Below are 14,792 nucleotides of genomic sequence, written 5' to 3'. Positions count from 1 at the left end.
ATTGAAGTTTTCAATCCTTTTTTAGTTATATCGATTGGATACCTTAAATTTGCACTATTATAAAACACTTGCTTTGAAGATTTTCCATTCTATAAACGATTTCAGCTCCACAAAAAAAACGATTCTAACCTTAGGCACTTTTGACGGAGTACACATTGGGCATAAAAAAATCCTAAAAAAATTAACCCAAAACACTGAAAATCAAAAATACGAAAGCTTAGTTCTTACTTTTTTTCCTCATCCCAGAATGGTCTTACAAGAGCATTCTGACATAAAACTACTCAATACCATAGACGAAAAAATAGATTTGCTAGAAAAGATTGGTATTGAAAACCTTGTTATCCATCCTTTTGACGAAGCTTTTTCGAGACTAACCGCCGAAGAGTTTGTGAGTAACATTCTTGTTGATCGATTTCATATCCAAAAAATAGTTATTGGTCACGACCATCGATTTGGAAGAAATCGAACAGCTAACATCGATGATCTTATCGCTTATGGAAAAGAATATGGTTTTGAAGTAGAACAAATATCAGTTCAGGAAATCAATGACATTTCGGTAAGCTCTACAAAAATCAGAAATGCGCTATTAGAAGGTGATATGGCTTTGGCCAATGATTATTTAGGATACAATTACTTTCTAACCGGAAGTATTATCCAAGGAAAACAATTAGGAAGAACAATCGGTTTTCCTACTGCCAACTTAAAAATCGAAGAAAACTACAAACTGATTCCGCAAAACGGAGTTTATATTGTAAAAAGCATAATTGATGGACAAAGTGTTTTTGGAATGATGAACATTGGATTCAATCCTACTGTTAATGGACAAAAACAATCTATTGAAATTCATTATTTTGACTTTAATGCTGATTTATACAATCAAAAAATCAGCGTTTCAATACTGCAAAGGATTCGTTCAGAACAAAAATTTGAATCTGTTGACCTCCTAAAAGAACAACTTGAGAAAGACAAAAAAATGGCACTCGAGTTCTTAAATAAATTTTAATTCTGAATAAAAATCTTTTATATTTTCATAAAACATTGCTATTTTTTCTGTAAATTTGATTGTAATATACTGTTTATCATAAAGGTGTAATTTTTAAATTTTAAAACTGGCCATATGAAACTACCGAAAGAATTATTGAACGGATTTATTATTTTCATTGGAATTGGACTTTATTTCTTATTAATGGAGGCTTTAGGTCTTGCTGATTTATATTATTTACGTCTGATTAATGTGCTGTTTGTATTTTACGGAACCCAAAGAACCTTAAAATCAAATTTTGCTGAAGGTAAAACTATATTGGTTTCCAATGCAGTTTCAGCATTAATCACTTCACTTACAGGAATATTTTTAAGCATCATTGGACTGATAATTTACAGCTTTTCAAAGGGAGGCGATGCCTATGTAAGCTCATTGTCAAAAACCTTTTTATTTGGAGGAAATCCATCCGTAATGACATATTCTATTTCCTTGTTATTTGAAGGAATAGTATCGGCCGTAATTGTTACATTCATGCTAATGCTGTATTGGGACACCCGTTACGCTTCAGACAAACACCAAAATTGATTGAATCTATTTTACTTTTAGACCTTAAAGAAGAAATAATTCATAGCTGTAATAAAAGAATATAGAACAAATATTTCACTGAAAAAACACCAAAAGTATTTATCGAAAAACGATAAATAACACCATTATATAGCAATAGATTTCAAAAAAGAACACTCTTTTCACTTCACATCTCTATTCTATTGCATAATGAAGTTTGTTTTTTAATTTTTAAAAACGAATCGTATGAAACTACCAAAAGAGTTATTAAACGGAGGAATTATTTTCATTGGAATTGGAGCATATTTTTTACTCATGAATGCACTCGGCTATGCTGATTTGTTTTATTTGCGTCTTTTGAATGTGTTTTTTGTGTTTTACGGTGTCAACAGAACAATTGAAATGAACATCAATGAAGGTAAAAAAAACTTTGTTGACAATGCAGTTTCGGCAATGATAACTTCACTAATAGGTGTCTTTTTAAGCATCATAGGATTAGTGACTTACAGCTACATGAATGGAGGCGACGCCTATGTAAAATCCTTACCAATGACTTTTTTATTTGGCGGAAACCCTTCGGTAAATACTTATTCGATTTGCTTACTTTTTGAAGGAATAGCCTCTTCAGTAATTGTTACTATGTTGCTAATGTTATATTGGAACAACCGTCATATAACTGATTAACTTAGCTATTGCATTGCTTCTTTAGAACAATTTAACTACTTTTGGTCCATCAAAAAATCGCATCGATGAGTATTACAAAACACAATTGGACGAAAGACGAAATTATCGCAATATATAATAAACCTATGATGGATTTGCTTTTTGAAGCAGCTTCTATACATAGAGAACACCATGACCCTAATGTGGTTCAGGTTTCGACATTATTATCCATAAAAACTGGTGGATGTCCTGAGGATTGTGGCTATTGCCCACAAGCAGCAAGATACCACACTGAAATTGAAGGCAATGATTTAATGTCAGTTAGCCAAGTGAAAGCGCAAGCTTTACGCGCAAAATCAAGCGGATCTTCACGTGTATGCATGGGAGCAGCTTGGAGAAACGTAAAAGACGGCCCTGAATTTGACCAAGTGCTTGAAATGGTCCGTACCATAAACAAACTGGATATGGAAGTGTGCTGTACCCTTGGAATGATTACCGAAAACCAAGCGCACCGACTGGCGGAAGCAGGTTTATATGCCTACAACCACAATTTAGACACTTCAGAAGAATATTATAAAGAAGTAATTTCAACACGCGGATTTGAAGACCGTTTGCAAACCATAGAGAATGTTCGTAAAACGAATGTTACTGTTTGTAGCGGGGGAATAATTGGTATGGGGGAAAGCATCGAAGACAGAGCAGGAATGCTTGTAGCACTTTCTACATTAAACCCACAACCTGAATCTGTGCCAATCAATGCATTGGTAGCTGTTGAAGGAACTCCGATGGAAGAAGAAAAACCGGTAGAAATCTGGGAAATGATTCGAATGGTAGCCACCACGAGAATTATCATGCCTGAAACTCAAGTACGTTTATCAGCCGGAAGAATGAATATGAGCCGCGAAGGTCAAGCCATGTGTTTCTTTGCTGGTGCCAATTCTATTTTTGCAGGAGATAAATTATTAACTACTCCAAATCCTGATGTAAACGAAGACATGAAAATGTTTGAAATGTTAGGTTTAAATCCACAAAAACCATTTACAAAAGTTTCTCAGCCACAAACCGTTGAAGCTGAAGATTCTCAATTTGCACCATTGGGAGAAAAACCAAAATGGTCAAGACCAGGGCATACTATTGAAAGAAATCTTGAAGCATCCGGTAAAGAAAAATAAATATCGATTCAAATAACACAAAAACCATCTGTTTTGAACAGATGGTTTTTTTTATCCCAATATTTTAATAAACTACCTTTCTTACAACTGAATGACCATTTTGTAAAACTATATTTATCACTAATGCCTGATGATTCGACGCCAAATTAAGTAACGAGAAATCAATATCATTTATATTATTCCTTTGATATATTTTTCTTCCAGCCAAATCATATATTGAAATTTCATCGATGAACTCTTTAGTAGAATTCACTTGTAATTGTTTGTTTTCATTGAACACTAAAACTGATTCTTTATCTTTTTCAAGTTCATTCAAAGCCAAAGTTTTATCGGTAAAACGCAATACAAAACGATCATTAAAAATTCCCACAGCAGTATTAAAAGTTAGATTTTCATTCTTTAAATTAACAATATTGTTGTTGAATTTATCCTCAACAAAAACATTTTGGCGCGCTAATAATTCATCCACTTGATCGATTTTAATCGTAAAAGCACCCGCTATCGTAGTCGTAAACCCTAATTTAACTTCGTCAGTTTCTTCAAATGGCAAAGCCCTGCCTTGAATTGCCAAATTCTTATCTTGAATAATACTGTAAAAGTCTAAATATTCATTGCCATTAAAACTTTCACCATCAAAAGAATTATCAAAATCATCAGTCGCCCCAGTTGCATAACCCAGTAATATTTGTTTGAAAGCGCCTTCACTATTATATAAATCCAACCAAATGCGATGTCTCTCTATCTCATTTGTTTTTGCTTTTTTGGTCGTATTTAATTTAAAAAAACTTGAATTCTGCCCAATTATTCGCATACTATTATTGAATTTTACAATTCCGCCACCATTGATAGCAGTGACAAAAAAAGCTTGAGCAGAAGCAATTTTGCCATCTGGCTTTGTATTATTAACGCCTGAACTCAAAGACGCACTCGTACCAACACCTCCTAATGAATTATAAACCGCATAATCATCCGAAGTATATACATTATTATTAATCGCAGTATTATGCGTCCAGAAGTAAATGGTTCCCTCTAAAATTCCATTATTTGCATTGATAAATAAATTGGCATCAATCGCTGAAGGATATGGATTCCCAATAAGATTCGACGTATCTGTAGCACCAACTGGAATTGATACCAATCCATTGTTAGGAACACCAACAAACACTGCTTCATGATACCCTTTAACTGCACCCGAAAAAGATTCTGGACCACGGATAATATATCCTTTACCAACCGTCATTGCAGTTGTTGAAAGCTCATTGAACCATGAATCTGATGAAGCATCAAAAGAATAAAACTTGTCCAAAGGTGTATTTGGAGACACATCAATCAATTTTTGATTTAAAACCGGAGAAGACCAATACGTATAATCTGTTTTCAGGATTGGTGTCGTTTTTCTTTTTAACTGAATAATTCCTGTATTGCTGACCTGATCCTCGGATTGATAAAGTGCCGCATTGTTTTCTAAAATCAACGTGCCTAAACCCGAATAATCAAAAACTAATCCCAGAGTATTTCCGTCTGGAACAGTAACCGTATTTCCCAAACTAATTGAACAAGAACAGGAATTTACGGAAGCAAGTGAGCTGTAATTACCATTGAAAATTAATGTTCTTTCAACTGATGGCAGCCCATTACTCCATGCAATCCCGTTCCATACAGAACTATTTGTACACAGTTTAATTCGGGCTACACGATGCTTTGTTATTCCAGAAACAGAATTGAAACTTCCTCCAATAATTACTTTATTATTTGGCGTAAAACAAGTGCTAAACAGCGTACCGTTTAAGTTTACGGAAAAAGCAGTGTCATAAACTCCCGAAGAAAGCAATCTCAGCATTCGTTTTACAGCAATTCCATTATAAGTGCCCGAGAAAGTTCCGCCAAGTAAAACCCGGTCATCCGGCTGGACCAAAATAGTTCTAATCTCTCCATTACTAAAACCTGCTCCTGATGCAAAAGTGGCATCCAGACTCCCGTTGCTATTCAGCCTCAGAATTCTTTTTGCGGAAGCACCTCCATAACTTAAAAATGTTCCACCAACAATCAATTTATTATCAGACTGTAAGGCAATTGCATATACATTTTTATCAAAGCCAATGCCAACAGAAAAACCGGAATCAATACTTCCGTCAGTATTCAAACGAATCATTCGATTATAAGAAACTCCATTAAAAGTAGCAAAACGTCCCCCTAAAACTATTTTTCCATCCGGTTGCAACAAGACCGCTTCTACTATAGCATCTGCACCTAAACCTGTATTGAAAGTGAAATCAAGAATTCCATTAGGCAATAACCGGGCAATTCTATTCACCAAAATCCCATTATAACTTGTGAAATTTCCAGCAATAATTATTTTTCCATCTGGCTGCAATGCGAGCGCATAGATTTGATTATTTGAGCCTAATCCCGTGATAAAAGTGGGATCTAAAAGTCCGTCAGGAAGAATTCTGGTTATTCTATTTGCAAGTACACCATTGTAAGTTGTAAAAACTCCTGCTAAAACAATTTTATTATCCGTTTGTATGATTGCACTTCTAATAGTATTATTTGCACCAGCACCAGATGTATTAAATGAAGAATCAACTGCACCGTCTTCAGACAAACGTGAAACTCTGTTACAAATAGTTCCGTTGAATTTCGTAAAACTACCAAATGCCATTGTTTTGTTATCTGACAAGGAAAGCACTTTCAAAACTGAATTATCAAAACCTACACCAGCGGTAAGATACCCAATGTCTAAAGCTCCAACAGGATCAACTTTAGCCAATCGCCCTTGATTTTGTGAATCAAAAATGGAGAAAGAACCTGCTACATACCAAGAACCGTCAGAAGCATTAGCGACATCCAGAACTGATGCCGAGAATGGACCTGCTCCAATATCAAATATTGGATCTAAAATTCCATTAGAACTTAAAAACGTCAATCGATTTACATCTATTCCGTTATAATTACCCGTGAAAGAACCTCCAACCATAACGGCTCCAGCCGAATTTAGTTTAATAACCTCAACAACACCACCATTAAATCCTAAGCCTGAAACAAAACTGACATCAATAGAACCATCTATATTCAGGCGAACTATTTTATTTGCTATAATTCCGTTATAGGTTACAAAATCCCCGCCAGCAATAATTTTCCCATCAGGTTGTAAGACAAGAGCTGACACGCCAGCATTAAAACCCGAACCTATCACAAAAGAAGTATCAGCACTACCATCCGTATTTAATCTGATTATTTTATTTTTACTAATTCCGTTGAAAGAATCAAATGAACCTGCTAAAACTATCTTTCCATCAGGCTGAATTTGAACTTCTTCCACTACTCCATTAGCCGCGGATCCAGTGATAAAGCCAGCGTCTAAATTCCCGTTAGGTAAAATTTTGGCTACTCGATTAGCTGTGATTCCATTGTATTTAGTAAAACTACCTACAATAACCACGCTACCATTAGTTTGCAAAGCTAGTCCATACACTATTCCACTACTTGCAGCTACCAGAGTATTGAATGTAGCATCAATGGAGCCATCACTATTCAATCTAATTAATCGGTTTGCACTTATTCCATTAAAGGTTGTAAAGGAACCTCCTAAAATTATCTTGCCATCAGGCTGTATTAAAGAACAATACACTTTACCATTAAAACTTGAACCTAAATTAAAGGAAGTATCCTTAGACCCATCTTGAAATAACCTACATAAATACGGAGTTATTGCACCGTTAAAATTCAAATAATCACCTCCTACAATCAGTTTACTATCTGGTTGCAAAGAGACTGTTCTAACAGTATTATCAAAACCGTCCCCTTGCAAACCATCATCATAAACATTAAATGTTGCATCTGATTTTCCTTGTTGAGAATATGCCTTATTTTGAAACAAAAGACCAAATACTATAGCAAAGTAAACTAATATTGTTTTCAAATTTAGATTGGATTTAGGCCGCTATTATGAATCTTGATACGACTCATAATTTCAACTTTGGTTAATAACATCTATAAATGTAAACACAATGACTCCCTTACACAATACCCACATTTAGTGATATTTAGCCTAAATCAAGAAATATTTTTGCTTTTATTGCTGCAAAAAAAATCCCATCCTGAACAAATAGAATGGGATTTTTATATACGGCTATGAAATTATTCTATTGTTCTAATAAATAACTTTTTTAGAGATTTTTTTTCCATTGGCTAATATCACTTTGACTACTACTAATTGTTTATTCAAAGTAATATTTGACGTGCGGAATTCATTACTATTTACAGCTTCTTTATCAAATATTTTTCTTCCAAGTAAATCAAAAACTGTGATTCGTTTTATACTTTCAAGTTCAGATTTTATTTTTAATTCATTTTTATCTTTAGAAATTAAAACCGAATTATCAAATTCACCAACATTGTCTGTTCCTAACGTTTTTTGTGTAAAAAGTAATACAAAACGATCATTAAAAGCTCCTGCTCCAGTTGAAAAACTATAAGCTCCTTCTTTTAGATTTTTAACACTATTAGTCATTTTATCTTCGATAAAAACATCTTCAGAGGTTAGTATTCCATCCACTTGATCAATACTTATTGAGAAAGTCCCTGCAATTGTAGAACTATACCCTAATACTACCTCATCATTTTTATCAAATGGCAAAGCTCTACCCTGTATGGTTAAGTTTTTATCATCATTGATACTATAAAAATCAACAAACTGATTTCCATCAAAACTTTCTCCATCAAAAGCATCATCATAATCGTTAGTAGCATCAGTAACATACCCAACTAACATTTGTTTGAAAGCACCTTCTGAATTAGTTAAATTAAGCCAAACACGGTGTTTCTCAATTGCATCCTTCGTTTTTGAGCTTTTGGCAGTCCTGAAAAATTGGGCGTTATTTATTCCTAAAACACCCCCAGAAACACGCATGGTATTATTAAATATTATTGAACTATTTGCTGGAATAGTAGGTTTAGTAGTGGCAAAAAACGCTTGTCCAGCAGCAATTTTACCAGTTGGCACAACAGGATCAAGCCCTAAAATAGTAGCCGATGTAGCAGCTCCTCCAGTAAGATTATAAGTAGCATAATCATCCGAAGTATAAGCATAAACACCAGATCCTGCAGACCCATTAGTTATACCGGATGCTAATTGAATACTTGTATTATGTGTCCAGAAATAAAGGGTTCCGTCTAAAACCGAGCTGTTATCTGTTAAAAATTTATTCGCATCCAGAGCTGAAGGATATGGATTTCCTATTAAATATGACTTGTCATTAATTACACTGGAAATAGAAACCGTTCCATTATTTGGAGTACCTATAAAAGTTGCTTCATGCAAACCTGGCGGTGGTGGTGTAGGGTCATTATTTTCTGGAGCTCGTATAATATAACCTTTCCCTTTTGACATTATAGTTGATGAATTTTCTTGCTTCCAATCTTCTACTGCAGAATCAAAAGAAAAAAACTTGTCTGAGAGTGTACTAGGAGACACATTATACAATGTTTGTGGTGAAACTGGTGATGACCAATAGGTATAATCAAATTTTTTAATAGGCGTAGTCAGACGTTTATAAATTATATTTCCTGTATTTAATCCATCATTATTAGTCTGTACTAAACTGGCTTTATTTTCAAATATTAACGATGCACCTCCAGGAACATTTATTCCATTAACTACTGTTAAAGTACGACCAGATTTTATAGTTACAGTAGGACTCCCGGTAATTTGACAAGAACAGCCTGACAAATCTATAGCTGGATCTATAGCTGGAGGATATGATCCGGTAAAAACAATATTTGAGTTTCCAAGAGGAATACCGTTAGACCACGAAGTCCCATTCCAAGTTGTTGTAATCGGATTGCTAATGGTCACACTAGATGATGATGCAGAGATACAAGTTCCCAATGCAGCCGTTAGTGTATAACTTCCCGCTGGCGCAGTTACTGTGCTTCCTGAAATTGTAACTCCAGTCGACGGACTTACAGCATAAGTATAAGATGCATTGTAATTAGTTATTGTAAAAGTTCCAGTTATACTTGTACAATCTAGCGGTATTGCAGTACTGCTTAGAATAGGTTGAGACAGTAATGTATTAACCGTCAATACCCCATAATTCCCATTCTTTGTGCAAGAAGGAGACCCTCCTGCAATTTTGGCTCTATATTTATAATTATTCATTCCAATAACAACACCAGTAATAGTAAGGGTTGATGAAGTTACTCCAGAATAAGAAGCGCCATTTGTAAGGTCAACCCATCCCGAGCCATTAGTATTAACCTGCCATAAATATGAAGGGGAGCTTGCATTGGTTGTAACAGTAAAAACAGCATTAGAACCTGAACAAGTAGAAATATTAGCTATATCAGTTATTGTAAATGGACAGCTTCCACCGTATACGTATTGATTAACTAGAGTTACTAAAGACGCAGTTTCAGTAATTGTTGTAACTTGAGTCCCCGGAACAACATCAGTATCGATACTAGTTGGTGTTATTATAACCGTTGCATTAGGATTTACAGCATAAATTTGTTGATTCGCTTGAACAGAACCTTGAAGATTAAAATCTCCTATAATATTTCCTCCTACAATAACATTACCTAAATTTTGCAGTGTAGATGTAGATGGAGTTGTCAAATCCCCAACTATTATAACATCTCCTTTATCAAAATCAGTGGTTCCGTTATTTGTGTAATTTCCTAAAACGATAAGAGTCGTAGAAGAGTTACCATTCTCTACAATTTTAAAATTTCCTTCAGGTACAACTGGTACTGTTGTCCCTGCAGCAACATCAAAGTTACCATGGACAACAAACCTTAAAGTAGTATTAAGTGTCAGCCTACCCTTAATGCTTATGCTTTTTGCTTCTGCATTTATATCAATAGTCACAGTTTTCCCAGACGGAATTATGACATCGTGTGATGCAGTTGGCACTACTCCTAAAGACCAATTTGAAGCTGTACTCCAGCTGCTATTTGTGCCTGTATATGTATTTGTTTGTGCCGAAACAACAGTTTGAACTAAAACTAAAAAAAGAGTACAGAGTAATTTTTTGATCATGCTTTTTTATGTTTTTTTAATAAATTCAATTTTAAAGATGCGGTCTTCTAAAAGAAAAAACCTACGTTAAATTCAAATTAAAAAAAACAAATCCACTTCACACAATAAAGTCGTCGACAAGCATTTATATTCGTTAAAAAGCTGTTTTACAAAATCTTAAAAACCACCAACTATAACAAATTATTTAAAATTACATTTTAAAATATAACTTTTTTAGAAACCGTTTGACCATTTTGCAATACAATTTTTACAATTAAAACTTGTTCACTTGAAGACAAATTGGGTATTACATGTTCATTATTCCCAACGTTTATCTTTTTATATAATTGTTTTCCAATTAGGTCAAAAATTAAAACCTCATCAATTATTTCATCTGAAGAGTCTATTTTTATCTGTTTATTTTTGACAGAAATTACAACTTTATCATCAGCTGCTTCAAAATCTCCTGTCCCTAAAGTTTTATCTATATAACGCAAAACAAAACGATCGTTAAAAGTTCCCGCTTGTGTTGTAAAATCATACGATGAGGCTTTTAAATCATGTACCACATTCAACAGCTTATCTTCAATATAGATCTTTTGAGATTGAATCATTCCATCTACTTCATCAATGCCAATACTAAAATTCCCTATCGCGACAGATCTATATCCTAGAGAAACTTCATCATTTTCATCAAATGGTAAAGCCCTGCCTTGAATCACAAATTTTTTATTTTGATTTACGCTGTAAAAATCCATAAATTCATTTCCATCAAAAGTTTCACCATCGTAGCCATTATCGTAGTCATTTGTCGCTCCGGTAATATATCCCACTAACAATTGTTTGAAAGCACCTTCTGTATTAGTTAGATTTAGCCATACTCTGTTTTTCTCAATGGCACTTGTCGTTTTTGATTTGGTGCTATTTGTCTTGAAAATCTGAGAGTTATTCCCTGTAATTCCTCCAACACCAACTCTCATACTATTATTAAATACAATTTCATTTGTACCTAAAATCGTTGTATTACTTGTAGCAAAAAAACCTTGTCCTGCCCCTATCTTACCAGTTGGTTTGTTAGGATTACTTAGTGTCTTATCAGGGTCGCTATCAGCAACTGTTCCAACACCTCCAGTTAAGTTATAGGAAGCATAATCATCCCCAGAATAAGCATAAACACCAGTTCCGGGATTAACAACCCCAATTCCAATTTTTGTGCTGTGCGTCCAGAAATAAAGCGTTCCATCTATGACACCTGCGTTATCAGTCAAAAATTTATCTGCATCTAATGCCGAGGGATATGGATTTCCGATAAGATATGATTTAAAAGGATATATTCCTGTGATAGGATAGCGTCCATTATTAGGCTTACCAGCAAATGTCACTTCCAACAGAGTCAAAGGACTTACTGATATTGGCCCAGGACCTCTAATACTATACCCTTTCCCCACAATCATTGGACTTGTAGCCGACTCACTTTTCCAATCTTCAGAGCCCGCAGTAACTTCGTAAGAATAAAATATACTACCCACAAGACTAGAAGGATTATACGAAATTCCTCCAGTACCTCCTAAATTTAAAGGCGATACAGGTGAAGACCAATACGTGTAATCGGTATTGCGTACTCCCGTATTTGTGAGTCTTTTGTATATTATATTTCCCGCATTGACAGCGGCATCATTAATTTGAACCAAGCTAGCCTTGTTCTCAAAAGTCAAAGTTCCTCCTCCTACTACTTCCACTTCGTTTGTAATGGCGAGTGTACGATTTGATCTGATGGTAACAGTTGCGCTTCCGGTAACTTTACAAGAACAGCCTACTAAATCTACATCTTGATTAAAATTTCCTGTAAAAACAATTTTTTGTGTGCTTGTTGGAAGCAATCCTGTAGACCAAACCGTTCCATTCCATGTATTAGTAACGACAGGGTTTATCACCACATTATCTGAAGCTAAAGATGTACAAGTACCATTTGAAACCGTAAAAGCATACGTTCCTGGAGCCAATCCTGAAATTGTAGTTGAACTCCCTGTCCCTGTAGTTGTTGCCGTTGATGTTCCGCTTCTTGTTAAAGTCCATGTTCCAGTTGACGGCAAACTATTCAAAGTAACGCTGCCTGTAGCGGAAACACAATCAGGAGGAACAATTGTTTGTATTCTAGGACTCACAGGGTCGACAATAACCAATACAGGAGTTGAAACATTTGTATTACCATCACACGTAACAATAGATCGATAATATGTAGAAACTGTTTGCGAAGTAGTAAATGTTGAATTTAGATATGTGATTCTTAAATTATCAATACTGTGCTTATCATTTGAACCACCCGTACGCGCTGAAAATTTAAATTTCCAGTTCGATTTATTAGACGAAAGATATCCTCCCGGCAATGCTAGCCCTGATACTATTGTTGTAGTCCCAATTCTAAGCGATAAAAAACCATTCTCATCTACAGATAACAACACATTTCTATATGCTGTATTTCTTAAATTAAAAGAATTTAAAACATTGGAAAAAATTTGTACACCTCCATAAGAAATTCTAATCTGACTACCTGTTGCATTCCCTACATTGTCATAAGAATCGAATTTTATAATCAAACCGGTTCCTTCTCCTTCCTCTCCTCCTCCTTGACCATTTCCTATATCAGATCCATAACTCAAACTCATACCATCAGCTCCTATTCCATCAAACATTCTATAATCAAAAGTTGTTGTAAACGAATTAATATTAGAACCTGGAGTCGACTGAATAACATATCCTCCATACTGAGAACTTACAGCGCTGGTCAATACTAACTCATTCCCAGTTACAGTAGCTGTACCGTAGACATTACTATTTGCTGGTAATGTCGTGAAATCTGTATTAAAAAAAGGAGCAGAAGCAACATTACTCCATGTTGCATTATCAGGCGAGGTCTGCCATTGATATGCTACTGCTGCTGCTGAAGTATTTTGTAAAGACAGTGTAAAAGGTGTATTAGCACAAACTGTACTTGCTGTTGTAATTGTATTTCCAGGAAGTACACACGCAGAAATTACTGTTACAGCATAATCCTCAGCTTGCCCCCAATTATTTGAAGAACAAGGCAAAGCATAGCTATTATAATTTTTAACCACTCTCATTCTTGTATTTCCTGGTAAGGCGCTAGCGGGAACATTTATGTTTCCTACTAATGCAGTCGAGGCACCATTTCCATTAGAATTTTGAATTATCCCGATATCATATCTCTCGTTTACATTATTCCCAAAAACACCATTCTGATCCCAATCTATATATACTGTTAAATAATTTGAAAAATTACCATCAGTGTTTCCTTTTAATGAAATAGGATAGATGATTCCTTGTGTAACTGTTGCCACATCACAAAAATTTTCTAAAGCTGGAGTTCCATTCAATGTATTCGAAGTAGTTTTATTAATTCCACCAAACGTAACATTTGTAATTGGCTCGACTACAGTACTAAAAGTTGGGACACAATAATACACATAAGTAATTTCTATTTGACCATTACCACCATTACCACCTGACTCATCATTATTGCTTCTTTCACCACCACCACCACCACCACCAGGTGCAGCGCCATCTCTTCCATTATTGTTGTTTCTTCCAACTCCTCCAGCACCACCGTTAGGCGCACCACCACCATTACCGCCAGTATTACTTCCTCCAGCACTTCCATTTACACCAGAAGTATTTACTGTACCCCCAGAAGCAGTTCCACCTAGACCCGAAATGGTTCCGCCATTACGATTTCCTCCAACACCTCCATTAGCAGCTATACCTAAATCCGCAATGGTTGTATTTCCTCCATTAGCTCCGTTATTAATACTTCCTGTACCGCCGACACCAACAATATAGTTTATAGTTTGTCCCGAAGTTACAGTAAAAACACCACTTGTATATCCTCCGCTACCACCACCATCACCACTATCATTATTTACAGTAGACCCTCCTCCTCCTGCTCCTGCTCCCCAAGCTCTTACTGTTATAGAAGTTACACCACAAGGAACTACAAAAGTACCTGCTCCAGTAGTCGTAACTGTCACCGTTTGTGAGTTGGAAAATTGAGTGATTAAAAAAAATAAAACAGTAACAATTATTTTTGGTGTTTGAGTATAAAGAGCTTTATTCATGTGGTATTATTTGTAAATTCAATTGTTTTAAATACAGCATTAAAGAACCATATTTCAGTGTGTGTGTTTATCGAAAAAATCAATTTGTACAATATCAGATACTTTTTTAAATCAAATGAAACTTTACCGACCATCAGTTAAAATAATCGACGTAATACATGTTTACATTTATAAAGAAAGAAAAATATCAAAAACGAAGCATTTTCACTTTCAATAGCCACAAAGACAAACTTTTGTCATTTTAATTGTAATACTCT

At 35.0% G+C, this 14,792-nt stretch carries 7 protein-coding genes; 4 read left to right on the top strand and 3 right to left on the bottom strand.

What is annotated here, in order from left to right:
- Positions 1-73: 73 nt before the first annotated feature.
- The 4 genes from C8C87_RS15700 to bioB all read left to right on the top strand — a co-directional run bounded on the left by C8C87_RS15700 (position 74) and on the right by bioB (position 3,381).
- Entirely contained in the window at positions 74-1,003 is a 930-nt protein-coding gene (locus tag C8C87_RS15700) for a bifunctional riboflavin kinase/FAD synthetase (RefSeq protein WP_121343242.1), read from the top strand.
- A 114-nt stretch (positions 1,004-1,117) separates the two neighbouring features.
- Entirely contained in the window at positions 1,118-1,567 is a 450-nt protein-coding gene (locus C8C87_RS15695) for a hypothetical protein (protein ID WP_121340693.1), read from the top strand.
- Between the two features lie 225 nt (positions 1,568-1,792).
- The gene (locus C8C87_RS15690) at positions 1,793-2,230 is read left to right on the top strand and encodes a hypothetical protein (RefSeq protein ID WP_099713822.1); all 438 of its coding nucleotides are present in this window, start codon (positions 1,793-1,795) and stop codon (positions 2,228-2,230) included.
- Positions 2,231-2,295: 65 nt separating this feature from the next.
- Positions 2,296-3,381, top strand: coding sequence for a biotin synthase BioB (gene bioB / locus C8C87_RS15685; protein WP_099713823.1), 1,086 nt, complete (start codon positions 2,296-2,298; stop codon positions 3,379-3,381).
- A 64-nt stretch (positions 3,382-3,445) separates the two neighbouring features.
- Here the strand turns inward: bioB and C8C87_RS15680 are convergent, their stop codons facing one another.
- The 3 genes from C8C87_RS15680 to C8C87_RS15670 all read right to left on the bottom strand — a co-directional run bounded on the left by C8C87_RS15680 (position 3,446) and on the right by C8C87_RS15670 (position 14,535).
- A complete protein-coding gene (locus tag C8C87_RS15680; protein WP_233550053.1) occupies positions 3,446-7,303 on the bottom strand; it encodes a T9SS sorting signal type C domain-containing protein in 3,858 nt (1,285 codons plus the stop codon).
- A gap of 231 nt (positions 7,304-7,534) precedes the next feature.
- Positions 7,535-10,423: a T9SS sorting signal type C domain-containing protein gene (locus tag C8C87_RS15675; protein WP_121343240.1), complete on the bottom strand. Its 2,889-nt coding sequence runs from the start codon at positions 10,421-10,423 to the stop codon at positions 7,535-7,537.
- A gap of 197 nt (positions 10,424-10,620) precedes the next feature.
- Complete coding sequence (locus tag C8C87_RS15670; protein ID WP_121343239.1) at positions 10,621-14,535, bottom strand: T9SS sorting signal type C domain-containing protein; 3,915 nt, start codon at positions 14,533-14,535, stop codon at positions 10,621-10,623.
- Between the last annotated feature and the right edge of the window lie 257 nt (positions 14,536-14,792).

Origin of the sequence: Flavobacterium sp. 120 (assembly GCF_003633605.1) — a bacterium.
GTDB lineage: Bacteria > Bacteroidota > Bacteroidia > Flavobacteriales > Flavobacteriaceae > Flavobacterium > Flavobacterium algoritolerans.
Note: the sequence above shows the minus strand (reverse complement) of the source record. Positions and strands in the feature narration are given on the sequence as shown.

Coding starts and splice junctions, on each gene's coding strand:
- C8C87_RS15695 (WP_121340693.1), top strand. CDS start 1,118: ATGAAACTACCGAAAGAATTATTGAACGGATTTATTATTTTCATTGGA.
- C8C87_RS15690 (WP_099713822.1), top strand. CDS start 1,793: ATGAAACTACCAAAAGAGTTATTAAACGGAGGAATTATTTTCATTGGA.
- bioB (WP_099713823.1), top strand. CDS start 2,296: ATGAGTATTACAAAACACAATTGGACGAAAGACGAAATTATCGCAATA.
- C8C87_RS15675 (WP_121343240.1), bottom strand. CDS start 10,423: ATGATCAAAAAATTACTCTGTACTCTTTTTTTAGTTTTAGTTCAAACT.
- C8C87_RS15670 (WP_121343239.1), bottom strand. CDS start 14,535: ATGAATAAAGCTCTTTATACTCAAACACCAAAAATAATTGTTACTGTT.